The sequence below is a fragment of the Ruegeria sp. AF2 genome, assembly GCF_056542025.1.
Genome location: NZ_JBQFZC010000001.1, coordinates 1,333,415 through 1,356,069, shown reverse-complemented (window position 1 = coordinate 1,356,069; position 22,655 = coordinate 1,333,415). Strand labels below are relative to the sequence as shown.

Genomic DNA, 22,655 nt, shown 5'->3' with positions numbered 1-22,655 from the left:
TTTTTCATTGCTTTTCGCGAGAACCCTTGAGCAGCCTGCCGATGGTAAAGGATGTGCGCGGAGCATAGACATAATTCGTCCGTTTCTCGGGCGTCGGGCGCGAGCGCATACGGGCGAGGCCAAAAACAATAAGAAACACATGACCCAATGCAACAAAAGCAAACAGGGCTCCAGGGCCGAATTGCTGGATCAACGTGGATGAGATGTAGGGCGATGCAATCGCCCCCAGCGCGTACCAGAACATCAAGGCCGCTGCCAATTCAACGCGTTGTTCGGTCGTGGCAAAATCATTCGCATGCGCCGAGGAAACCGAGAAAATCGGAAACGTGGTCAGGCCAAAGAACCCGGCGGCCAGCATAACGCCGACCGTTCCAGTTCCGCTAGCCAACATCGTGACACCGCAGCTTAGCACCGCTGCCACGGATAGCCAGATCAGCACCCAGCGTCGATCATACTTGTCTGCGAGCCAACCCAAGGGGTACTGGGCCAGTGCGCCGCCCAGAACGAAAGAGGCCAGAAAGAATGCAATCTGATCTACGCCCAGTCCGACCTCCTGACCGTATACCGGGCCGACCATGCGCAATGATGCCGAACTGAGCGCAGCCACGATAACGCCCGCCACAGCCAGTGGTGAGCTGTGCCAGGCCAGCTTGGGGCGCAGGCGCGGGGTGTCCGGTGTCTTGGGTTGGCTGGCGCGAGTTAGGGCCAGCGGCAAGATCGATGCACAGCACAGGATCGCTAGCAGGTTGTATGAAACGTAAGAGGCGGGTGGCAGAACAGCAATGATAAGCTGTGCACAAAGCGAGGCCCCCATATCGGCGATACGATACGTACCCATCGCGCGCCCACGGGTTTCGTTGGTGACCTTGGCGTTAAGCCAAGCCTCGATCACGGTGTAACACCCGGCCACACAGGTGCCCGACGCGATACGCAGCGCGGCCCAGACATAAGGGTTTTCAGTCAGCGTATGCCCCAGCAACCCCATCGCGCCCAAAGCGGTGCAGACCGCAAATGCGCGCGAGTGCCCGACACTGCCCATAAGCCGCGGAGCCCACCAGCAACCAACAAAGAACCCAATAAAGTGCGATGACCCCAGCAGACCGATCTGTTCGGTCGAAAAATCAAGCGTCAGCCCCGAGATTGCATCCAACGGACCAACACCACCCGTTGAGAGCTGCAGCAGAATGACCGAAAGAAAGAGGGCGGCAAATGAAATGATCGTACGCATGATAGGTGCAACTTGACCTTGTCGCCACGAAATGCGCGCGCCTAATCGACGCCCTGACGTCGTTTTTTGCCTTTTTGTGGTTAATCCTGCCGGATGATTTCGGCGTGGATGTCCAGGCCGATCGTGGGTTGTACAAGATCAGGATATCCAGACGCGCCAAACTCATTTCGATTGATCGCCCCCTCTAGCCGGATGGACAGGGTGTCCAAATCATCCACCGCGCTTCCCGGTCTTCGATACAGGTTGGCGCTCAAAGTCACCGGACGCGTGATACCGCGCAGTGTGAGATCGCCGGTCACGGTTGCACCTTCAGAGATACGGCCAGTGGGTCCCAACTGAATCTTGGTCGTGATGAAACGGATGGTGGGGTATTGGGCAGCGTTCAACACACTTTTTCCCAACATCGGACCTCGGGCAAATGGTAGGTTCGTCCGCGCCCGGGCCACGTCCAGCACGACATCGACCCGGCTGTTTTGCAAGCGATTGGTATCAATCAGAATTTGGGCCGACTGTACTGGCATCGTGCCCGTCTGAAGCGCGCCGGACAAATCATAGGTGAAGCCAACGGAACTGCGCGATGCTGCCAGCGCATATGGGGTGAGGGCGGCCATCGCTGCCCGTGCCATTGGTAACGCGCAAAGGCTTGCAATCAGGCTGCGTCGGGTAAGGTTCCTCATGCCATCGCCGTGCGACCGCGCGGGCGCGAGCGTTTCATGAGCATCAGCACGATTGCGATGTTCAGCCCGTTCCAAAGGATGCCATTGATGAAAGCAAGCTGATAACTGCCAGTCACGTCATAGATCCAGCCCGACATCCAACCACCCAGAGCCATGCCGAGGATAGTCATCATCATGACAAAACCCACGCGCGCACCGGCCTCTTGCGGGGGCATATATTCACGTACAATCAGCGCGTAGCTGGGGACGATACCACCCTGGGCCAGCCCGAATAGCATGCTGACGACATAAAGCGAAACCATCCCATCATAAGGGAGAAACAGGAACAGAGCGATACATTGCAGGACCGAGCCAATCAGCAGTGTTGAAAGCCCTCCCAACCGGTCCGCGACAAGCCCCGAGATGATGCGGCTAACCACGCCGCCCAACAGCATCAGAGACAGCATCTCGGCCCCAACGGCCGGGCCATAGCCCAAGCCCACACAATAGGAGACAATATGGACCTGGGGCATCGACATGGCCACGCAGCAGCCGATACCAGCCAGCCCGAGGATGTACTGCAGGGCGCGGGGCGAAAAGCCGACGCTTTGTGCTTTGACCTGTGCTGCCGCTGCTGCCGTGCCGTGCGCCTCGACGGGAATCTGTCTGCGCAAAAGCAGGGACAGAGGAATGACGGCGACCAGGGTGATGACGGCGAGGCTTAGATAAACCTGCTGCCACCCTTCGCGCTGCAGAATGCCCGATAGCAGCGTGGGCCAGATCGCGCCCGACAGGTAGTTGCCACTGGCCACCAGTGCCACAGCAATCCCTCGCCTGCGCATGAACCAATGCGAGATATCGGCGATCAGTGGTCCAAATCCGATTGACGTGCCGAGCCCCAGCAGAAGATGCGCAACCGACAGCAGCGCGATATTCGGCGCAAGGGTTGCCAGCAGATAGCTTACCGCACTCAGCACAGCAGCGCCGATCAACGCCATTGTCACGCCCAGTCGGTCCACCAGCTTGCCTAGCCACATGTTGCCGAAGGCAAAGCCGATCATGGCGAGCGTATAGGGCATCGACGCCGCGGCTCGGTCTGCGCCAAACTCGGCCTCGATGGCGGGCATGACGACGATCACAGCCCACATGCCCACATTGACCACGGTTGCGATGGCCAGGGTGATCAGCAGGCGAAGCCAGGAATATCGGCTGTCATGGATCGGGTGTGTCATGCCGGCACGCTAGGGGGCAAGTCCGGTTTTGGCCAGTCACAAGTTATGTGATCATCGGAGCGTCTTCGGATTTGATCTGCTTTAACTGCAGTCCGGAATGAGGAGCAGCCCGCGTCACGTGCCAACTGGCCGGGGGCAGGGCGCGGGCGCGGCGGCGGGTCAGACACCAACTGCAGGCCTCGTGCCGATAGGTGGGCACCATATGCCAGCGCGTCTCAATCCCCTGTGCGCCACCATCGTCAGGCGTCAGCAATAGCCCCAGCGGAGCCTGTCCCGATATGCCGCCCTGTTCGGCAGCCAGATGCATTCGCCGGACCGGGGTCAGACCCGGCGGGCCGGGCAAATCGCCAATGACCAACGGGGCGGCACCGCTGCGCAAGGCTTCTTCCATGCACCACAACAGGTCTTCAGGTTTGTCAGGGTGGATCAGCAGAAACCGGGACGGATCGGCAAAAGGCAGCATGCCCTCGGGATGCAGCTGCGCCACCTCCCAAGCCGGGGCAATCCACATCACTGGCCCTTGAGTCTGCCCCGCCACCCACAGAGCAAAGCTACGCCGGGCAGGGCCGCAGGCTTCGTGTACACGGGCCAGTTGCAGACTGATCTGTGGGTGCAGGGCCACCCCGGGTGGGGTGCGCGCGGGCTTGCGGCCAAGAAGATTGGTGGACATGCTGATCAAATTAGCATGTTCTCATTTTGTTCTCAATTGGGGAATGCGGTCAACGCGACAGGATTAGACGCCCATCTGCGAACTGGATGTTCGAAAAGCGGTGCAGATACGCCATCCCTAGCAAGGATTGACCCAGATCGCCTTCATTGACCGAGGCCAGGATATCGCGATCGGTGATGGGGCCCAAAGACAGGCTGTCCAGCCGAACCGGCGCTGTACGCACAATTCCATTGGCCGTCGAGGCGCGGCCGAGATAGTTCAATTGATCCGTATCGATTCCAATTCGTTCGGCATCTTTCGGGCTGATGACGATATTGCTGGCCCCGGTATCGACCAGAAAGGTCACCGCTGTGCCATTCACCAGCATTGGTAAATAGTAGTGTCCATCATAAGAGCGGGGCACTTCAATCCGCTGATCAGTTACGGTCAGTTGCGGGGTCGGGCTGACGGTTGAACGGATGTCATCCCACAATCCGACAACGGCAATGACACCGATAAAGATAAACACCCATGCCGCGACCTGCTGCATGGTTTTTCCCAACGACTGACGGTTCTGAGTGATAAACCACATCAACAGGGCAGCACCCAGCAAAACCAGATAGGTCAATCGCCCAATATCGTAGCCGTCCATTCAATCACCCGAAATCAGTTTTCTCATACCAATATGGTGTTTCACGAGGCGAAACCAAAGGCTTTGAGGCCATCAAGAATGAACTGAACCGACAGTGCAGCCAGCAGCATACCCAGCAGCCGTGTCAGCACGTTTAGCCCGGTCTTACCAAGAATACGGGCGATCATGCCTCCGGCCAGAAAGAACACAAATACAACCAACATGACGGCAAGCATAACAGCGCAGGCCGCTGCGATCCCAGGGACGCCCGGGTTTTGTCCGGCCAAAAGAATGATTGTTGCGATCGATCCAGGGCCCGCGATCAGGGGTATGGCCAGGGGGAACACCGAAGGGTCAGAATGATCTTCTTCCTCGGCGCGGTCCTCGCGGCGTTTGGTACGGCGGTCGAACAGCATGTCCAGCGCAGTCAGAAACAAAAGCGCGCCACCTGCAACGCGGAAGGCTTCCATCGAGATGCCGACGAATCCAAGAACCGCTTCACCAAAAGCGGCAAAGGCGATCAGGATGAAAACCGCGGTCAGGCAGCTGCGAATGGCAATCTTACGGCGTGTGGCCGCGTCCATGTCCTGCGTCAAGGCAACGAAAATTGGCGTGGTTCCGAAAGGGTCGATCACCACAAACATCGTGGTGAAAGCCGTTATGAAAAAGGCCATGTCGATCATGCTGCGCTCTCTGCCTGTTCCAACCGTTCTGCGGCGGCGACCCATAGGGCTTCAGCCTTTTGCATGGCTTCGACCACCTCGGCGAATTTGCGGTTCCAGGTTTCCAGATCGTTGATCCGGTCATCTTCATAAAGCGCCGGATCCGCCAGCTTGGCAGAAAGCTTGTCGTGCATATCGGTCAGTTTCTCGACCCGGTCTTCGCATTTGCGCAGATCCGCACGCAGGGCCAATACGGTCTCGCGTGACGCACGTTTGGGTTTGGGCGCCTGTAGTTTATCTTTGACCGGTTTCTCGCGGGCCAGCAAAAGAGCGCGATAGGCCTCAAGATCGCCATCGAATGGCTTCACGGTGCCATCCGAGACCAGCCATAGCCGATCAGCGACAAGCGACAGTAGATGCATGTCGTGGCTGACCAAGATGACCGCGCCGGAATAGGCAGTCAGCGCTTCGACCAACGCTTCGCGGCTTTCGATGTCCAGATGGTTCGTCGGTTCGTCGAGGATCAGCATATGCGGCGCGTCGATGGTGGCGATCAGTAGCGACAAGCGCGCCTTTTGTCCGCCCGACAGGCGACCGACCAGCGTTTCTGCCTGATCCGCGTTCAATCCGAACCCCGCCAGACGCGAGCGCCACTTGCCGGGTGCTTCATTTGGGCGTAGGCGGCGCAGGTGATCCAATGGTGTTTCGTCAACATGCAGCTCATCTACTTGATGCTGCGCGAAATAGCCGATGCGCAGCTTGGAGCTTCGGGTCATTTTACCCGCCATCAGGGGTAGGCGGTCAGATAGCAGTTTTGAAAGGGTTGACTTGCCCTGACCATTCTTGCCCAGCAGAGCGATGCGATCATCCTGATCAATGCGCAGGTTCAGTCGTCGCAAAACCTCGGTCTCACCATAACCGGTCACGCCTCCTTCAAGCTGAATGATCGGTGGCGACAGCTCTTCTGGCTCGGGGAATGAAAAGGCGCGCAAAGCCGCCTCTTGTGGAGTTGAAACCAGTTGGATGCGCTCGATCATCTTCAAACGAGACTGGGCCTGTACGGCCTTTGACGCCTTATAGCGGAAACGATCCACGAAACTTTGCAGATGTGCGATGCGGGCCTTGGCCTTGGCGTTTTCCGACTCTGCTTGTGCCAGACGTTCAGCGCGACGTTCGGCAAACTTGTCGTAGGGAACCGCGTAATAAGTCAGTTTGCGATCTTCGAGATGCAGAATTGATCCGACGGCGCGGTTCAACAACCCCCGGTCGTGGCTGATGATGATAACGGTGTGAGGGTATTTGGCCAGATAGCTTTCCAGCCACAACGCGCCTTCAAGGTCCAGATAGTTGGTCGGTTCGTCCAGCAGAAGCAGATCAGGCTGAGAAAACAGCACTGCTGCCAGCGCCACGCGCATCCGCCAGCCGCCCGAGAAATCAGAACAGGGTTTCAGCTGATCCTCATCGTCAAAGCCCAATCCTTTGAGGATCGAGGCTGCCCGAGCTTCAGCCGACCATGCGTCGATATCAGCCAAACGCGTTTGAATCTCGGCAATCCGATCCGGATCGGTGGCGCTGACAGCTTCGGCCATCAATGAACTGCGTTCGACATCCGCGGCCAGAACGGTGTTTATCAGCGAGACATCCGACGACGGCACCTCCTGCGCCACGCCGCCGATCCGAGCGCGTTTCGGCAATGAGATATTGCCCGATTCCAGCGACAGCTCACCACGGATCAACCGGAAGAGCGTCGTCTTTCCGGTACCATTGCGCCCGACAAGGCCGACCTTGTGGCCATCCGGAATGGTCGCACTGGCCCCGTCGAATAGGGGACGGCCTTCGACGGCGTATGTGATGTTCTCGATCCGTAGCATGAGGCGCTCTTATCAGAGCATCCAAGACGCCGCCAGAGGTCACCATGTTCAAGCCAGAAGCAATGTGTTAGCGCTGTTCCGGTTCGTCTTCCAAACGGTTTCGATATGCGTGCGGCTCAAACTCCTCCGAACCTGATAACGCTGATCTTTGCAACGGCGCTCTCGGTTCTGACACTGAACATGTTCCTGCCGTCGCTGGCAAATATGAGCGAAGATTTCGGCGTGGATTATGGCCTGATTAACGTGTCTGTGGCCGGGTATCTATGTGTCTCGGCGGTCTTGCAATTGATCGTCGGGCCGCTGTCGGATCGTTACGGGCGTCGGCCGGTCCTGCTGATCGCGATGGGTATTTTCGTTGTCGCATCAATTGGATGCGTTTCAGCCGAGTCGATCTGGGCCTTCCTTGCGTTTCGGATGATTCAGGCCGCAGTGGTGGCCGGGCCGGTTCTGTCGAGCGCGTCGATCCGCGACCGATACCCACCAAACGAGGCCGCGAGCAAGCTCGGCTATGTCGCGATGGCCATGGCACTGGCACCAATGCTTGGGCCAATGCTAGGCGGCGCACTGGATATGCTTTTTGGTTGGCGGGCCGGGTTCGTGCTGTATTCGCTGCTTGGGGCAGGGGTGCTGTTGTTGTTGTGGGTCGATATGGGTGAAACCAACACCAATCGCTCGTCGACTTTCGCGGCGCAGATGCGCGAATACCCGCATTTGTTCCGCGCGCGTAGGTTCTGGGGTTACGCATTATGCGCCGCGTTCTCCATCGGTGGTTTTTTTAGTTTTATCACCGGCGCGCCATTGGTCGCCGCAGCCTGGTTCGACCTGAGCCCAGCAATGCTGGGTCTGGGCATCGGGATCATCACGGGCGGATTCATGGTCGGCAACTTCGTGACGGGGCGTATCGCCACGCGTACTCAGCTGACGACAATGATCCTATGCGGTCGGATCGTGGCATCTGTCGGACCGCTCAGTGGATTGCTGCTGTTCGTCGGCAACATGGGCTCGGTCTGGGTGTTTTTTGGATCAGCTATCTGCGTTGGTTTCGGAAATGGTCTGACCAACGCAAATGCCTCGGCCGGGGTGATGTCGGTGCGCCCGAAATTGGCCGGCAGCGCGGCTGGATTATCAGGTGCCTTGATCGTGGCACTGGGGGCTGTCTTGACCATGATGACCGGGACGTTCGTAAGCCCCGAAAACGGGCCTTATCTGGTGCTGAGCATGATGTGCGCCAGCAGCTTTGCAGGTCTTTTAGCAGTGCTCTATGTCCGTCGGTTGGATCGTACCGACCCACTGCCCGAGGCGATCTGAGCGATAAACGATCATAACGCTTTTCATGAGACAAATACCATGTTAGGCGGCGCGCGATGGATTTCGGCGCGGGTGTCGCGCCCTAAAGTCAAGGAGAGGCCGACATGGCACTGGAACGCACATTCTCGATCATCAAACCCGATGCAACCCGCCGCAACCTGACTGGCAAGATCAATGCCAAGTTCGAAGAAGCTGGCCTACGCATCGTCGCGCAAAAGCGCATTCACATGACCAAAGCTCAAGCTGGCAAGTTCTATGACGTGCACGCCGAGCGTCCGTTCTATGACGAACTGTGCGAATTCATGTCGTCGGCCCCCGTTGTTGTTCAGGTTCTCGAAGGCGAAGGCGCCATTGCAAAGAACCGCGAAGTCATGGGCGCAACCAACCCTGCAGACGCAGCACCTGGCACCATCCGCGCCGAGTTCGCTGAATCGGTCGGTGAAAACTCGGTCCACGGTTCGGACGCACCGGAAACTGCCGCGGTTGAGATCGCCTACTTCTTCTCGGGCATCGAACTGGTCGGCTAATCGGCCGTCAGATCACAGCTTTAGGCCGTACCCCATATCGGGTGCGGCCTTTCTTATGAGGGCAGGGCTCAAGAGTGTTTGTCCGCATTGCTTTAGTCGACAGGAGCGAAATGCCGTCATGAGCACAAACAAACGCATTGTTCTTTCCAGTGATCACGCTGCAATCGACCTCAGGCAGGCTATCTCTGCTTACGTTGAAGCCCAAGGTTGGGAGGCCGTAGATATCGGCCCGACCACATCGGAAAGCACTCATTATCCCGAACACGGAGCTGCCGCAGCGCGCCTTGTGGCTTCGGGTGATTGTCGCTTTGGTATCATCTTGTGTGGCACCGGTCAGGGTATCATGATGGCGGCGAACAAAATCAACGGCGTCAGATGTGGCGTTTGCAGTGATGTCTTTTCGGCCCAGATGATCCGTCAGCACAATGACGCAAACATGCTCTCGCTGGGGGCGCGGATTCTCGATGAAAAGCAAGCACTGGAAATCACGGCTGCTTTCCTGACATCCGAATTCGAAGGTGGTCGCCACGCTATGCGGGTCGACATGATCGAGGCTCTCGAAGCCTAGTCTGCCGACAAATCCTTGGCTGATATTCGCACGCCCAAAGCATCAAGATCGGCAATCATCTGATGCTTTGGCGTTATGCTGACTCCGGCTTTGATCGCATCGAACCGTTCGCGCAAGGCCTTCTTTTCCTCGCCCTTGCAGTCATTCCAGGGACGGCCTTGCAAGCCCATGACCAGCACATAATAACCGATGAAATGAGGGCGCGTTCCGGCCTGTAGCAGGCGCGTATAAGCCTCGTCTGCTCCCAACGCTCGCAATTCCTGAGCTGTCATAATGCCCGCACGCGCGCAGGCTTGCTCGAATGCCGGGCCAAGATTGCGGATGGAGGATATCGGATCAGACATGCCTTGTCTTATCCCGCCCGATACGGCCTGTCACCCGCTCAAGGTTGTTTGCAGCTTCCCTTTCCGCTACCCAAGCGTTGGAGGGGTCAAGCATGAACGATCTAAGCCTAGAGAATGTCGCGCAAAATTTGGACCTGATGAACCCGCACGAGGGGTTTGTCGACGACCCGTTCCCCTTTTATGATGCACTGCTTAAGCATGCGCCTGTATTGCGGCAGCCGGACGGTTCCATGTTGTTGTCGCGCCATGCGGATCTGGATGCCATTTATCGCAACACGACGCTTTATTCCTCGGATAAGGAGGCTGCGTTCGGCCCTAAATTCGGTGTTGGCTCGCCGTTATTCGAACATCATACAACTTCACTGGTGTTCTCCGATCCACCGCTGCACACGCGGGTGCGCAAGATCATGACCTCAGCCCTGACGCCCCGGGCAATCGCGCGGATGGAGCCGGGTCTGATCGAAACCGTTGATACGCTGCTGGATGATATGGCGGGCAGGGGACGGGTTGATCTGATTGCGGATTTTGCCTCGACCATTCCAATCCAAATCATCGGCAATCTGCTGGATGTACCGATGAACGAACGCGCGCCTCTGCGCGATTGGTCGTTGGCCATCCTTGGTGCTTTGGAACCCGCTTTGACAGAAGCTCAGCTGGAAAAGGGCCACACTGCTGTTCGCGAATTCAAAACCTATCTTCAGGATCTTGTTGCCCGTCGTCGCGCAAATCCGGGAGATCCGGAAACAGATGTTCTGACACGTCTGATCCGAGGCGAAGGCGCGGACGAGATGCTGAGCGAGATTGAGCTTCTGCAAAACTGTATCTTTATCCTGAATGCGGGTCACGAAACGACCACCAATCTGATCGGCAATGGGCTGGCGCTGCTTCATGACTATCCAGAACAACGCCAAAGACTACTGGAAAATAGCGAATTGATTGCCCCGGCGGTTGAAGAGGTCTTGCGCTTTCGGTCACCCAACCAATTTGGCAACCGGGAAACCACGGAGGACGTTGAAATCCGAGGACATCAGATCGCCAAAGGAACGAACCTGCATCTCTGTATCGGGGCAGCGAACCGTGATCCCGAGGTGTTCGCCGACCCGACCCGATTTGACATCACACGCAAGCCGAACAGGCACCTGGCCTTCGCGGGCGGGCCGCATGTCTGCGTTGGCCTGACTTTGGCGCGCCTTGAAGGTCGTGTTGCACTGGATCGATTGCTGAAGCGATTTCCCGATTACCAGATTCAAGGAAAACGGGTGCAGGGTGGTCGCATTCGTTTTCACGGATACGCGTCGTTGTCTGCACTTATATAATCTGTTCAATAATCTAGTAGATGTTCTTCATGTAATTACGAATTGCGTGACAACTTCAGAGTTGTCTCAAGCCCTGGCTTCCGGTTACGCGCAAGAAATGTGCCGCCGTGCATATGCGAAATTGCCGCCACAAGCGCCAGTCCAAGACCGGCATTGCGCCCGGTCCTTGCAGGATCAAGCGTGACAAACGGCATCTGCAATCGAGGCAGATCGCTTTCTGGTACGCCAGGGCCCCGGTCGCGAACGCTGAGTAAAGCATAGTCGCCGTCGTCTTGAATTTCGATGGTGATCGCTGTGCCGGGCGGGGCGTAGCGCATGGCGTTTTCAAGAAGGTTCGACAGCGCTTGAGACAGCAAAGGGCGGTGGCCTTGGATGGGTTTCGCGTTTCCAACGACCTCGAGTCGGATGTTCTGATCAGACGCGACAGGTTCGTATAACTCAACCACATCACCGACCAGTTGCAAAAGCTTTACCGGTTCAAATTGTTCGCGGCCCAGACCGGCCTCGGCGCGCGAAATCTCGGTCAGTTGGCTGAGAACGCGCAGCAAGTGGTCAATCTCTCCGGTCGCGCGCGCCATGTCGATCTCGCGATCTTGATCGCTTTTGCCGGGCTCAGCCAGGGATTCGACCCTTTGCCGCAGCCGCGACAAGGGAGAGCGCAGGTCATGAGCAATCGAATTGGAGGTTGTGCGCAGGTTGCTGATCAGTTCTTCAATACGATCCAGCATGTTGTTCAGTGTGCCTGCGACCTGATCGAATTCATCGCCCGTGCCACGTAGAGGCATGCGCAGAGCTAAATCGCCGGAAACGATATTGTCGGCTGTATTGGCGATGTCTTTCAGTCGTGAAAACACCAGCCGGGTCAGCAGCCAGCCGGTCAACAAACTCAGCGCCAATGCAGTGGCAAGTGCCAGTGCAACAGACCGGAACAGAACCCGGTCGAATTGCTGTCTGGCCAATGAATCACGCCCGACAAGCAGCCTTTCGCCACCCGGCAGCCGGACCGAAGCGGCAGAGATCGGGACATATTGATCCGTATCTTCTTTGCGAAGCTGAAGGTCGACCCAGCCGCTACCCGGAGTTATCCCTTCCGGCCAATGCGTCAGGTTGCCCGCCAGTTTCGTGCCTTGCCGACCTGTCAGCAAGTACAAGGCATCCCGCTCAGCCGCTGTCGGCAAGCGGCGGTCGATGGCCGAGATCAACCCGATCATGCCACGCCGTTCATATTCATCTGCCAGGCCCGTAAGCTCGGCCTGAACGACCGAACGCGTCTCGCCTGAAATCGTGCGATTGGCCGTAAAATACACCATCGTCAGAACGGTCGCCGTCAGCAAAGTGCTAAGCACCATGCTGGCCAGAACCAACCGAGTACGAGAGTTTTTCAGCGACAGGCGCAGGTTATCCATCCGAAACCATGTATCCGGCGCCTCGGACTGTTTCAATCACCGGGTCGGCTCCGTCTTCATCAAGCTGGCGGCGCAGTTTCGAAATATGGACGTCGACCACGTTGGTGTTCGGGTCAAAGTGGTAATCCCACACACCTTCAAGCAACATCGTGCGCGAGACGACGCGGTTTTTTCGGCGCAGAAAGAACTCCAGAATTTGAAATTCGCGCGGGGTCAGGGTGATTTCACGACCGTTGCGTGTGACCTTGCGGGTCAACAGATCCATTTCGAGATCGCGGCAGGCAAGGGTCGGCGTTTCTTCGGCTTCTTGCGGTCGACGCAACAGGGCTTCGATCCGGGCATGAAGTTCCTGGAATGAAAATGGTTTGACCAGATAATCGTCTGCGCCCGCGCGGAGGCCTTTGACTCGCTCGTCCACTGCACTCATGGCGGTTAACATCAGAACAGGTGTTTTCAACCCAGCCGCACGCATTGACTTAATCAGTGATAACCCGTCCAGCCCGGGAAGCATTCGGTCCAGTACGACCGCATCAAATCCGCCGTCAGTTGCGTGGTACAGGCCTTCGCGGCCATCTGATGCGACTTCGACAACATAGCCTTCTTCACCAAATCCCTTGGCAATGAAGTCCCGTGTGTCTTGGTCATCTTCAACGATCAACAAGCGTCTGCTCATGGTCAGGGCTCCTTCCCAATGGGATTTAAACACACATACTCTTTGAAAAAAACATGCCGGGTGCAATGGTGCACCCGGCTGTTCCGGCGGCACGTGGACAATCCGTGCCTGCCAGAATAAGCGCTCCAGATTTCCCCATCATGTGGCGCGCTTAGGTGTAGGGTTAGGCGATTTCGACCGCGACGAAGATCTGGTTGCCACCGCGATTGATCAAAACCAGAGCTGGATCCGTCTTTTCGTTCTCCAGCGCTTCTTTCAAAGCGTCTGGCGTAACTGTATCCAGATTGCCCAGTCGAACGATCACATCACCACGCTGCAATCCGGCCTTGGCCGCAGGGCTTTCGGGCTCCAGATCGGTGACAACAACACCATCGACGTTCTCGGCCACGCCAATCTCGGCGCGGGCGGTTTCGGTCAGCGGTGCCACGGTTACGCCCAGCGACGTACCTTCGAACTTGTCTTCAACCACGCTATCGGTAGCCGCCGAGGCTGACTGATGCTGACCGATTGTCAGTTCGATCTGTTCTTCTTTGCCATTTCGAAGAACAGTCAGCGTGCTATCAGTGCCTACCTTGGTCGTGCCAACCAGGATCGGAAGATCGTTACTGGAATCAACGGCTTCGTCATTGAAGGTCAGGATCACGTCACCTTGCTGCAGTACGCCATCGGCCGGGCTGTCAGGTACAACATCCGATACCAGTGCACCTGTTGCCGTATCGATACCCATCGCAGCAGCCAGTTCGGGGCTGACATTCTGGATTGACACTCCCAACCAACCGCGGCTGACCTCGCCGTCATCGCGCAGATCAGCCGTGATGTGATCTACAATATTCGAAGTCACCGCAAAGCCGAGTCCGACTGAGCCGCCGCTGGGCGAATAGATCGCCGAGTTCACACCGATCACCTCACCATCCATGTTGAATAGCGGACCACCCGAGTTGCCTTTGTTGATAGCAGCGTCGGTCTGGATGAATTCGGCGTAGGGACCTTCCGAAATATTGCGCCCCTTCGCGGAAACAATACCGGTCGTAACAGTTGCATTCAGGCCAAACGGGTTGCCGATGGCGACGACGTCTTCGCCCACGCGAATGACATCGCTGTCACCCATTTGAACGGCTTGCAGGTCTTCTCCTGCGTCAATTTTAAGCACGGCGATGTCAGTAAGCGGATCTGTACCAACGATTTCAGCTTCGAATGTGCGGTTATCGCTCAGACGTACGGTCACTTCGCTAGCGTTATCGACAACGTGGTGGTTGGTGACGATGTATCCTGCCATATCCAGCACAAAGCCTGATCCCAAACCCTGGCTGGGGCCTCGCTGCGGCATGTCAAATCCTTCAGGACCGCCGAACCGCTTAAAGAACTCGCCAAAGGGATGGTTTTCGAGGTCGAACTCTTGACCTTGTGTGGGGCGTGGTTTGGCATCTTGCTTGGCGGTGATCGTGACCACCGAAGGCGAGACGGTTTCGACCAGATCGGCCAGAGCCTCGTCTGCCATTGCGGGCAGGGCGGTGGTGGCCATCATGGCCGCGCCCAGTGCGGTAGCTCCCATCCAGCTGGATGTGCGTGGAATAAGCAGTGAGGATTTACGGATGCTCATTTTGACTCCTGTCTATTTCGGCGGTTGATCCCGCGCATTGAGACAGGAGATGCACTGGCAACCTTGGGATATCCTGAGAGAAATATTAAGAAACCTTAATTTCGCCACGTTTCGCCGCTTTAGTGACTCCGTTCAACGTGCTCGGGTAGCAAGAATCAGCTTGGGTGCCATGTGGCGAATCGGTGGATTGTTGCCGATAAAGTCAATAATTTCGAAAAAGCATTGAATTGATTCATTTTTGTTAACAAAGAAACGACGCTTTTGCGGTCTCAAAAATACTTCTCCTAAAAGTTGCGTGAGATGGAGTGTTCAAATTTCGAACACGCCCGTCGATGCCTTTGAAATAGGTAAGTTAGCCGTATTCTAAGTGCGCAACTGACGGAAACTTCTGGAAAAAGTATAAGTCGATGCAACCATTGGTAGAATCCAGAGTGTTGCATTGTTGCTCAAAAGCCAGTGCGCCTGCGCTGAAATTTACCATTTCATCCAATTTTACATTGTTTGAACGCATCGGATCAGCGACATTGGAGTTGCCCAAGTGAGGGGGGCCTTAGGCACTAGGGGGTGTCAAAGGCGCATCTCAGTCTCCATAGCGCTGAGCGGCATGTTAACGAGGGGGTCTTGTTTAGGTTCAGCAGCACAACGTCGGGAAGCCTGATTGGCGATCTGACCGCGCTTTAGAGATTGGTGAAAGTGGTAGTCCTGTTTTTGGGCATGCGACCCGGTCATTATTGACCGGGTCGCGTTTATTTGAGGGGCTGCTTTTGCGGTCGGCCCGCATTCCAACGGGTCCAATCGGCGGGTGTATCCAAATCAAGCAGCGCATTCTGGGCGGGCAGGCGATGCAGATGAACCTTGCCCTTGTAGCGTTGCACGACAATCTGCGCGCCGCTGTCACCGTTCAGTTCCGAAAGCTCTGAAAATAGAGAACGATCAAAGACGACAGGATGGCCGGGAGCGCCTTCCTCAGTAGCCCCACGCCATATCAGATTGTCAGGGTGGGTTTTGACCGATCGGAGAACGCTGTTCAGGTCTTGGGTTGTGAGGTCCGGAAGGTCCGATAACAGGATCATGACCGCAGGTGCATTTGCTGGAACGGAGGCTATTGCGCCTCTCAAACTGGCATTCATGCCTTCTTGCGCATTTGGGATTTCGACCAGTTGAACATCGAGGCCGTCCAGCACCGTATATCGGGGATGTGGGGCCGGAGGCAGGGCGATGATAACGTGACCTGCGGCAAGCGCCCGCTGAGCCACTCGGCGCAGAAGCGGCACGCCTTCAATCGGTTGCATTAACTTATCAGCACCACCCATGCGGCTGGATTGCCCGGCAGCGAGCAGGATGATGGGAATCTGGGTCATTTCGCAAGCATGCCGTCGGTGGATTAATAAGTCATCCCCGCATTCTTGCGCCATCGGGATCGAAAAGTGGGGTCGTGATGACACGCGCTTTGTGCATCTGACCTAGAATTTCAATTTCAACCGCACGTCCCTCGGTGGCCTGTTCAGTCGGGAGGAACCCCATGGCAATCGACTTGCCCGCAAAGTGCGAATACCCACCAGATGTACAGAAGCCGACAACAACGCCATCTAACCAGATCGGTTCGTACGCGTTTACATCTGCATCTGCCGCGTCGACCTCAAAAGCCACCAAGCGGCGATCAGCGCCAGATGCGCGCTCGGCCTCGGCCGCTGCTCGGCCTATGAAATCGCTGCTCTTGGAGAATGAGATAAACCGATCCAACCCGGTTTCTGCCGCTGTATAGTCGGGTGAAAATTCTCGCATCCACGAGCCAAAGAACTTGTCCAGACGCAGACTCATCATTGCGCGCATGCCAAATGGGGTCATGTCATGGGCTTGACCCGCTTGCCACAAACTCCACCAGAGTTGCCGTTGGGCCATTGGGTCGCAATAAATCTCATAACCCAGATCGCCGGTATAGCTGACACGCTGAACGATGCAGTCCGTCATGCCAATTGTCATCTCGCGCACGTCGAGGAACCTGAGCGAGTTGACTGCTTCTCGGGTGCAGGCCGACAAAACCTCGGTGGCCTTGGGGCCTGCGATCTGAAACCCATTCAACCGGTCGCTGATGTTCTCGATGCCCACGCCATGGTCCTGGTTTTTCAGGAACCAGCGCATATGAAATGCCTGACTGCCGTAGGAGGCGGTCAGGTGAAACAGGTCGTCGCCCAAGCAGGAGACGGTGAAATCACCGATCAGCTTACCTTTATGCGACAACATTGGCGTCAGTGAAACGCGGCCTGGTTTGGGTATGCGGCCCGCCATGATGCGATCCAGCCATGCACGAGCACAGGCACCGGTAATACGGTATTTTCCGAAATTGTGGACTTCGTTGATCCCAACACCTCCACGCACGGCACGAACTTCGCGGCCGGTGGCCTCAAAGGCGTTGGAACGGCGGAACGAGGGTGTCTCGAAATCCGGTTCATCGCCTTGGGCAAAGTAGTTTGGTACTTCCAGCCCGTATTGCTGCCCCCAAACGGCACCGAGATCGCTGAAGATGTCGTACATTGGTGTGGTTCGGTTGGGACGCGCTGCAGGCAGTTCCTCGTTCGGATAAGCGACGCTGAACCGCTTCTGATAGTTCTCGATCACCTTGGGGCGCGTATAGCCCGGGCTGATCCAATCGCCAAACCGCGCCACATCCATGGCAAACACATCGCGTTCGGGTTCGCCTTCGATCATCCATTGAGCAAGGGTCAAGCCAACACCACCGCCTTGGCTGAAACCGGCCATGACACCGCAGGCTGACCAGTAGTTCCGCACGCCAGGCACCGGACCGACCAGAGGGTTGCCATCCGGGGCAAAGGTAAACGGCCCATGGATGACGGATTTGACACCCGCCTCAGCGAGAACAGGGAAGCGTTTGTAGGCGAATTCGATGCTATCGGTGATCTTGTCGAAGTCATCGGGCAGCAATTCATGGCCAAACTCCCACGGGGTGCCGTCGACCGCCCAAGGCTTGCAGGGCTGTTCGTAGAAGCCGATGCACAGTCCACGCCCTTCCTGCCGCAGATAGCTTTCGCCAGCGGGGTCCATCACATGCGGGTGCTCGCTACCTGCGTCGATGATGGCCTCGATCTCGGGTATGTTATCGGTGACCAGATATTGATGCTCCATCGGATGCAACGGGAAATAGATCCCGGCCATCGCACCGACCTCGCGCGCCCACAATCCGCCCGCATTGACGATATGTTCGGCGTGAATTGTACCCTTGTCGGTCACCACGTCCCAAGTTCCGTCCGGGCGCTGGTTGGTCTCGCGCACCATGCAATGTGTTTCGATCGTAGCCCCGCCCATACGCGCGGCCTTGGCGTATGCGTGTGTTGTACCCGACGGATCAAGGTGCCCGTCCAGCGGATCATACAGCGCACCAAGGATGCCATCGGTGTTGGTGATCGGAGCAATTTTTTTGATCTCCTCAGGCCCGACGATCTCGGTCTCAAGACCCATGAATCGGTGCTTGGCGCGTTCGGCAAGCAACATGTCGAACCGGTCTTGATTGTCGGCCAGCGTGACGCCGCCGACGTGGTGCAGGCCGCACGACATGCCCGTGATCTCTTCCAGCTCTTTGTACAGCCGGATGGTATAGCCCTGCAGGGCGGCCATGTTTGTGTCACCGTTCAGGGTGTGAAACCCGCCCGCCGCATGCCAGGTCGAACCGCTGGTCAGCTCAGACCGTTCCAGCAGCATCACATCCGACCAACCGAGCTTGGTCAGGTGATAGAGGACCGAGCATCCGACAACGCCGCCTCCGATAACTGCGACACGGGTGGTGGTTTTCACGATGTTTCTCCCTCGGCTTTTGGCCGAGCCTGCCGAGGGCTCTGGCGTATTACTGTTCCGTTCGCGACACCGCGCGTCGTTTGCTGAATACGCGCGCTGTAGGGCTTAGAGAGGACGAACCTTGAGGGCGGTGATCCTGTTGCCTTCGCGGGCCGTGACCTCAAATCGGAAACCGTGGAACGAGAACACTTGGCCCACAATGGGGATCATCTGAGCCTCGTGGATCACCAACCCGGCCAGCGTGTTGGCTTCTTCATCCGGCAGCGACCAGTCTAGCGCGCGGTTTGCGTCGCGGATGGTCATCGCGCCTTCGACCAGATACTGGCCGTCGTCAGATCGGGTAACGGGGACATCTTCGTCGATGTCGAACTCGTCTGCGATCTCGCCCACGATCTCTTCCAGAATATCTTCCAGCGTGATCAGCCCGCGCAGCGATCCGTATTCGTCGACAACCAAGGCAAAATGGCTGTGCATCCGAAGAAACTCACGCATCTGGTCGTCCAGAGTGGTGGTTTCGGGCACGAAATAAGGATCGTTGGCAACCTTCGCGATGTCGAAATTCTTAAGCCGCTCTGGATCACCATCCGCGCCACCTACCTGCGCATACATTGCGCGAAACAGGTCTTTGGCGTGCACGACACCCACGATGTTTTCCTGTTCTTCACGGAACACAGGCAGGCGGGTGTGCGGGCTTTCCAGACATTGTTTCAAGATCGCTTCGGGTTCGTCATCCGCATCGATCATCTCAATATTCGAGCGATGAAGCATGATCTCTTCCACCGCGCGGTCGCCAAGATCGAGCGCGCCCAGAATACGGTCGCGATCTTCTTTTTCGACCACACCTTCGGAATGGCCCAGTTGCAATGCGCCAGCGATTTCTTCACGGACCGCAAGGATGTTGCTATCAGGGTCGATCTGTACGCCGAACAGGCGCAATACACCGCGCACCAGCAGTCGGACGGCAGCCACCACCGGAGAGAACACCGTTACGACGACGCTGATAACGGGTGCCACCAAGGCGGCGGCTTTTTCGGCGTTGGTAATCGCGTAGGTCTTGGGCAGCACCTCGGCAAAGATCAGCACCAGAAGGGTCATCACGAGCGTCGCTAGCGCCACACCGCTTTCGCCGAACAGGCGAGTAAACAGGGCGGTTGCCAACGAAGCGGCAAGGATGTTGACAAGGTTGTTGCCGAGAAGGACCGAGCCGATCAGACGTTCGTTATCATCGGTGATTTCCAGCGCTTTTTTCGCCCCGCGCGAGCCTTTGTCAGCCTGCGCTCTCAGCTTGCCGCGCGATGATGCGGTCAGCGCAGTTTCGGAGCCCGAGAAAAAGCCCGAGAGGACAAGGAGAAGAAGAATGGATCCTGTCGTGATCCAGAATGCGCCATCAAGCAGAGAAGGAGTGGGTTCCATTGGTCCTAGGTTGTTCGTGTTGCTGCAATCGTTATGGGGGTGCGGGCCCTACCAATCAAGGGGTTAGCCCTGATCTGTGGTGTCGTCTTTGGCCAGCGGGTGGTGTTCCAACACCAGTTCCGACAGGCGCTCATCCAGAACATGCGTATAGATCTCGGTTGTCGCCACATCTGCATGGCCCAACAGCGTCTGGATCGAGCGCAAATCCGCGCCATTGGCCAGCAGGTGCGTCGCAAACGCATGGCGCAGCGTATGAGGTGTGACTTTTTCAGGCGAAACACCGCCTTCGATCGCCAGTTCCTTGACCAGCAGAAAGAAGCGATGCCGCGTCAGGTGACCGGATTTCCCGCGCGACGGGAACAGGAAACGCGACGCTTGCCCCCCTTTGGAAACGGCTTTTTCCTCGGCCGCATCGCGGGCTTGCAGCCAGTCTGCCAACGCCTCGCGGGCAGGGGGGGACAGCGGAACCATCCGCTCTTTCCCGCCTTTGCCGAGGACCAGCAGCATGCGCGGATCACCTCTGGCTGAACTGACCGGCAGCGATACCAGTTCTGTCACCCGCATCCCCGTCGCATAGAGCAGTTCCATCAGGCACGTGTTGCGAATTTTGTCTGCGTCGGAACGACCCGTGCGCCGCGCTGCTGCAAGCAGGCGGTCAACTTCGGGCACGTCCAGTGTCTTAGGCAATTGCTTGGGGCGCCCTGGTCCCTTGATCTGGATGGCCGGGTTGCTTTCGCGCCAGCCTTCTTCGAAAGCAAATCGATACAATTGTTTGATCGCCGACAACCGCCGTGCCCTTGTCGAGCGCGACAGGCCCTGCGCATCGCAATCGATCAGGTAACCTTCGATCCGATCGCGATCCGCTTCGGAAAAGCCCGATTTCCGACGCGTCAACCAATCAGAGAAATCTTTCAGATCCCGGCCATAGGCGAGCAGGGTGTTGGTGGCAGCGCCAAGCTCGGCAGCTTGCGCTTCGAGGAAGGTGGAAATCCACAGCTCCTGAGACGCGGGCGCGGTCATGCTCAAGCCCCGTTCAATATCATCAACTGCAACGCGGCCCGACGTGCGGTGTCTTCAAGACCCACGCGGCGGAACGCAGCGATTGCAGCGGTCAGGTCGACCAGATTGCCGCGCGCGCCATGGGCGAACAATTGCATCGTTTCCAGAATGGCTTCGCCCAATTGATCGTTACTCAGCAGCCCGTCGATATCCGAAGGGATGGGCGCGGACCAGGCAAAGCCCTGCGAAATGGCATCCGCCAGAGGGGTTGGCGACGGCGCACGTTGCGGATCACCCTGTGCCAGGGCGGCCAGAAACATATTCGCATCGGAACCTTCAGGCACATCTTGTGCCGCGTCTTCATAAAGCTCGGACAACAGCAGAATACGCCACCGCAGATTCTCGGCGACCGAACCAGATAGTTTCATTGCTGCCAGACGCGGGGCAAAAAGTTCGGCAAACGGAACCTCAAGCCCGACGGTTTTCATCTGAGCCCAGACCTCAACAAGAGTTTTGGAAACTGCCTCGGGATTTCCGGTTTCCAATGCGGTTTCGAACCGTTGGATGGCAGCCACGCGATCCCACACGGCGCCCGAAGCAGCCGGCGAACGTTCGGTATACAGGCCAAGCAACTGATTGGGTGTCAGCGCCCCAATCCGCGTCAATCGTTCAGCAGCTTCGACCTGGGCTTTCCAGCCCGCCACATCGCGCAGATCGGCATTGGCGAACGCCCGTGGCAGCGAAGCCGTGGGCAAACGTTCACCAATGGCTTCGAACAGACGGAACGTAAGCGGATTCGGGTCGTCGGGCTGAGGAAGATACTCAGCCCCTTCGAACAATTCCGGGCTGAGAAAGCGATCGAGCAACGCAAGCTGGTCTTCGGGCAGCACCTGCAGCGCATGAGCGGCTTCGAGTGTCAGCGCAGCTGACGCCCAATCTCCACGACGGGCCTTGCAGAATATTTGCGCTGCGTAATCCCGAGACAAATTCGGCTGCGCGATCAGCGCCGTACAACTCCGGTCTTCGTCACCCGTCAGCAACGTCGCATCGAACCAGCGTTTGAAACGAGCTTGCGTATCGGTCGGACCGGCCAGCTGAACCAGAGATTGTACCGGATCGGATGCGCCCAATTGCATAAGGCGGTCCAGTCGCGCCATCAGCAATTTGTCTTCTGCCTGTCCTCCGCTCGGGGGACGTGCCTCGGAAAGGAGCAGGGTGAACAGCAGCCGTTGCATAGCGGGGTTGGACTTGACCCGCACCTGCGCGATCAGTTCCGCCAAGCGATCTGCATCGCTGTTCTGCCACAAGTTGACCGGCAGACCCGTGACGGAAGAGGCCACCATACCCAGCGGTGGCGACAGCGCCTCAAGCGGGGTGACCTGAATATCCGGCTGCAACCCTGTCTGGGTCACAGGCGGTTCCATCAGCACTGTGCCCGGCAGATTTTCTGGGGGGTCGGTCAGCCAGTCAATGATCGACAAGGGCTCCGTCGATTGTGCCTGCGCAGTTCCGGCCAGAAAAAACGCCAGAAGAGTGGTTCTAGTCGGCATTCAAGATGACCGGTTCGCGGACTTCACTTTGAGGAGCGGAAAAGTCCGCACCAAAAAACGGCCCGACATAGGCATACCCAACCAGCCCGATGAAACACAGGCAGATGAGGTAAATCAGGAACTTGATCAAACGGCCCATGGGTGAACGCTGCCTCAATTTTTGCTTTTGCCCAAGTTATAACTAGCATTTTTCTTAAGATCACGTCATTCAC

At 57.2% G+C, this 22,655-nt stretch carries 21 protein-coding genes; 4 read left to right on the top strand and 17 right to left on the bottom strand.

The window, feature by feature from the left end; all coding sequences use genetic code 11:
* Nucleotides 1-4: 4 nt before the first annotated feature.
* From ACR0NM_RS06710 to ACR0NM_RS06680, 7 genes are all read right to left on the bottom strand, one after another.
* Nucleotides 5-1,228, bottom strand: a complete 1,224-nt coding sequence (locus ACR0NM_RS06710; RefSeq protein WP_170393328.1) for an MFS transporter — start codon at nt 1,226-1,228, stop codon at nt 5-7.
* Between the two features lie 80 nt (nt 1,229-1,308).
* Entirely contained in the window at nt 1,309-1,905 is a 597-nt protein-coding gene (locus tag ACR0NM_RS06705; protein ID WP_480613721.1) for a YceI family protein, read from the bottom strand.
* Nucleotides 1,902-3,116, bottom strand: a complete 1,215-nt coding sequence (locus tag ACR0NM_RS06700) for an MFS transporter (RefSeq protein ID WP_480613719.1) — start codon at nt 3,114-3,116, stop codon at nt 1,902-1,904. The genes ACR0NM_RS06705 and ACR0NM_RS06700 overlap by 4 nt, the downstream gene beginning before the upstream one ends.
* A gap of 43 nt (nt 3,117-3,159) precedes the next feature.
* A complete protein-coding gene (locus ACR0NM_RS06695) occupies nt 3,160-3,786 on the bottom strand; it encodes an ImuA family protein (RefSeq protein WP_223118162.1) in 627 nt (208 codons plus the stop codon).
* Nucleotides 3,787-3,835: 49 nt separating this feature from the next.
* Nucleotides 3,836-4,417: a TIGR02281 family clan AA aspartic protease gene (locus ACR0NM_RS06690; protein ID WP_170405245.1), complete on the bottom strand. Its 582-nt coding sequence runs from the start codon at nt 4,415-4,417 to the stop codon at nt 3,836-3,838.
* A 41-nt stretch (nt 4,418-4,458) separates the two neighbouring features.
* Entirely contained in the window at nt 4,459-5,079 is a 621-nt protein-coding gene (locus tag ACR0NM_RS06685; RefSeq protein WP_170393323.1) for a MarC family protein, read from the bottom strand.
* On the bottom strand, nt 5,076-6,929 hold the full coding sequence (locus ACR0NM_RS06680) for an ABC-F family ATP-binding cassette domain-containing protein (protein ID WP_480613717.1): 1,854 nt from the start codon (nt 6,927-6,929) through the stop codon (nt 5,076-5,078). Before ACR0NM_RS06680 ends, ACR0NM_RS06685 begins: the two co-directional genes overlap by 4 nt.
* A gap of 105 nt (nt 6,930-7,034) precedes the next feature.
* Here ACR0NM_RS06680 and ACR0NM_RS06675 point away from each other — a divergent pair, with 105 nt between their 5' ends.
* From ACR0NM_RS06675 to rpiB, 3 genes are all read left to right on the top strand, one after another.
* A complete protein-coding gene (locus tag ACR0NM_RS06675; RefSeq protein ID WP_480613715.1) occupies nt 7,035-8,237 on the top strand; it encodes a multidrug effflux MFS transporter in 1,203 nt (400 codons plus the stop codon).
* A gap of 104 nt (nt 8,238-8,341) precedes the next feature.
* On the top strand, nt 8,342-8,764 hold the full coding sequence (ndk, locus tag ACR0NM_RS06670; RefSeq protein WP_008757405.1) for a nucleoside-diphosphate kinase: 423 nt from the start codon (nt 8,342-8,344) through the stop codon (nt 8,762-8,764).
* Between the two features lie 118 nt (nt 8,765-8,882).
* Nucleotides 8,883-9,332, top strand: a complete 450-nt coding sequence (rpiB, locus tag ACR0NM_RS06665; RefSeq protein WP_170393320.1) for a ribose 5-phosphate isomerase B — start codon at nt 8,883-8,885, stop codon at nt 9,330-9,332.
* On the opposite strand, the gene ACR0NM_RS06660 is transcribed toward rpiB, so the two are convergent.
* Nucleotides 9,329-9,676: a TfoX/Sxy family protein gene (locus tag ACR0NM_RS06660; RefSeq protein ID WP_170393319.1), complete on the bottom strand. Its 348-nt coding sequence runs from the start codon at nt 9,674-9,676 to the stop codon at nt 9,329-9,331. The genes rpiB and ACR0NM_RS06660 overlap by 4 nt on opposite strands.
* Before the next feature lie 92 nt (nt 9,677-9,768).
* On the opposite strand from ACR0NM_RS06660, the gene ACR0NM_RS06655 reads away from it, so the two are divergent.
* Complete coding sequence (locus ACR0NM_RS06655) at nt 9,769-10,992, top strand: cytochrome P450 (protein WP_480613713.1); 1,224 nt, start codon at nt 9,769-9,771, stop codon at nt 10,990-10,992.
* Between the two features lie 35 nt (nt 10,993-11,027).
* Here the strand turns inward: ACR0NM_RS06655 and ACR0NM_RS06650 are convergent, their stop codons facing one another.
* From ACR0NM_RS06650 to ACR0NM_RS06610, 9 genes are all read right to left on the bottom strand, one after another.
* Nucleotides 11,028-12,434, bottom strand: coding sequence for a sensor histidine kinase (locus ACR0NM_RS06650; protein WP_480436965.1), 1,407 nt, complete (start codon nt 12,432-12,434; stop codon nt 11,028-11,030).
* Nucleotides 12,391-13,071: a response regulator transcription factor gene (locus ACR0NM_RS06645; protein ID WP_170393316.1), complete on the bottom strand. Its 681-nt coding sequence runs from the start codon at nt 13,069-13,071 to the stop codon at nt 12,391-12,393. Before ACR0NM_RS06645 ends, ACR0NM_RS06650 begins: the two co-directional genes overlap by 44 nt.
* A gap of 163 nt (nt 13,072-13,234) precedes the next feature.
* Nucleotides 13,235-14,671 carry a Do family serine endopeptidase gene (locus tag ACR0NM_RS06640; RefSeq protein WP_480613711.1) on the bottom strand — a complete coding sequence of 479 codons (1,437 nt, stop codon included), beginning with the start codon at nt 14,669-14,671 and terminating at the stop codon, nt 13,235-13,237.
* Nucleotides 14,672-15,417: 746 nt separating this feature from the next.
* On the bottom strand, nt 15,418-16,032 hold the full coding sequence (locus ACR0NM_RS06635; protein ID WP_480613709.1) for a nucleotidyltransferase family protein: 615 nt from the start codon (nt 16,030-16,032) through the stop codon (nt 15,418-15,420).
* Between the two features lie 31 nt (nt 16,033-16,063).
* Nucleotides 16,064-18,481: a GcvT family protein gene (locus tag ACR0NM_RS06630; protein WP_480613707.1), complete on the bottom strand. Its 2,418-nt coding sequence runs from the start codon at nt 18,479-18,481 to the stop codon at nt 16,064-16,066.
* Between the two features lie 105 nt (nt 18,482-18,586).
* A complete protein-coding gene (locus tag ACR0NM_RS06625; RefSeq protein ID WP_170393312.1) occupies nt 18,587-19,894 on the bottom strand; it encodes an HlyC/CorC family transporter in 1,308 nt (435 codons plus the stop codon).
* A gap of 63 nt (nt 19,895-19,957) precedes the next feature.
* On the bottom strand, nt 19,958-20,914 hold the full coding sequence (locus ACR0NM_RS06620) for a site-specific tyrosine recombinase XerD (RefSeq protein ID WP_480613705.1): 957 nt from the start codon (nt 20,912-20,914) through the stop codon (nt 19,958-19,960).
* A 2-nt stretch (nt 20,915-20,916) separates the two neighbouring features.
* Nucleotides 20,917-22,443: a hypothetical protein gene (locus tag ACR0NM_RS06615; protein ID WP_480613703.1), complete on the bottom strand. Its 1,527-nt coding sequence runs from the start codon at nt 22,441-22,443 to the stop codon at nt 20,917-20,919.
* Complete coding sequence (locus tag ACR0NM_RS06610; protein ID WP_170393309.1) at nt 22,433-22,582, bottom strand: hypothetical protein; 150 nt, start codon at nt 22,580-22,582, stop codon at nt 22,433-22,435. Before ACR0NM_RS06610 ends, ACR0NM_RS06615 begins: the two co-directional genes overlap by 11 nt.
* Nucleotides 22,583-22,655 lie beyond the last annotated feature (73 nt).

Bases quoted from the DNA above. Each gene is read 5' to 3' on its own strand.
- ACR0NM_RS06710 (WP_170393328.1), bottom strand. From the start codon at position 1,228: ATGCGTACGATCATTTCATTTGCCGCCCTCTTTCTTTCGGTCATTCTG.
- ACR0NM_RS06705 (WP_480613721.1), bottom strand. From the start codon at position 1,905: ATGAGGAACCTTACCCGACGCAGCCTGATTGCAAGCCTTTGCGCGTTA.
- ACR0NM_RS06700 (WP_480613719.1), bottom strand. From the start codon at position 3,116: ATGACACACCCGATCCATGACAGCCGATATTCCTGGCTTCGCCTGCTG.
- ACR0NM_RS06695 (WP_223118162.1), bottom strand. From the start codon at position 3,786: ATGTCCACCAATCTTCTTGGCCGCAAGCCCGCGCGCACCCCACCCGGG.
- ACR0NM_RS06690 (WP_170405245.1), bottom strand. From the start codon at position 4,417: ATGGACGGCTACGATATTGGGCGATTGACCTATCTGGTTTTGCTGGGT.
- ACR0NM_RS06685 (WP_170393323.1), bottom strand. From the start codon at position 5,079: ATGATCGACATGGCCTTTTTCATAACGGCTTTCACCACGATGTTTGTG.
- ACR0NM_RS06680 (WP_480613717.1), bottom strand. From the start codon at position 6,929: ATGCTACGGATCGAGAACATCACATACGCCGTCGAAGGCCGTCCCCTA.
- ACR0NM_RS06675 (WP_480613715.1), top strand. From the start codon at position 7,035: ATGCGTGCGGCTCAAACTCCTCCGAACCTGATAACGCTGATCTTTGCA.
- ndk (WP_008757405.1), top strand. From the start codon at position 8,342: ATGGCACTGGAACGCACATTCTCGATCATCAAACCCGATGCAACCCGC.
- rpiB (WP_170393320.1), top strand. From the start codon at position 8,883: ATGAGCACAAACAAACGCATTGTTCTTTCCAGTGATCACGCTGCAATC.
- ACR0NM_RS06660 (WP_170393319.1), bottom strand. From the start codon at position 9,676: ATGTCTGATCCGATATCCTCCATCCGCAATCTTGGCCCGGCATTCGAG.
- ACR0NM_RS06655 (WP_480613713.1), top strand. From the start codon at position 9,769: ATGAACGATCTAAGCCTAGAGAATGTCGCGCAAAATTTGGACCTGATG.
- ACR0NM_RS06645 (WP_170393316.1), bottom strand. From the start codon at position 13,071: ATGAGCAGACGCTTGTTGATCGTTGAAGATGACCAAGACACACGGGAC.
- ACR0NM_RS06640 (WP_480613711.1), bottom strand. From the start codon at position 14,671: ATGAGCATCCGTAAATCCTCACTGCTTATTCCACGCACATCCAGCTGG.
- ACR0NM_RS06635 (WP_480613709.1), bottom strand. From the start codon at position 16,032: ATGACCCAGATTCCCATCATCCTGCTCGCTGCCGGGCAATCCAGCCGC.
- ACR0NM_RS06625 (WP_170393312.1), bottom strand. From the start codon at position 19,894: ATGGAACCCACTCCTTCTCTGCTTGATGGCGCATTCTGGATCACGACA.
- ACR0NM_RS06620 (WP_480613705.1), bottom strand. From the start codon at position 20,914: ATGACCGCGCCCGCGTCTCAGGAGCTGTGGATTTCCACCTTCCTCGAA.
- ACR0NM_RS06615 (WP_480613703.1), bottom strand. From the start codon at position 22,443: ATGCCGACTAGAACCACTCTTCTGGCGTTTTTTCTGGCCGGAACTGCG.
- ACR0NM_RS06610 (WP_170393309.1), bottom strand. From the start codon at position 22,582: ATGGGCCGTTTGATCAAGTTCCTGATTTACCTCATCTGCCTGTGTTTC.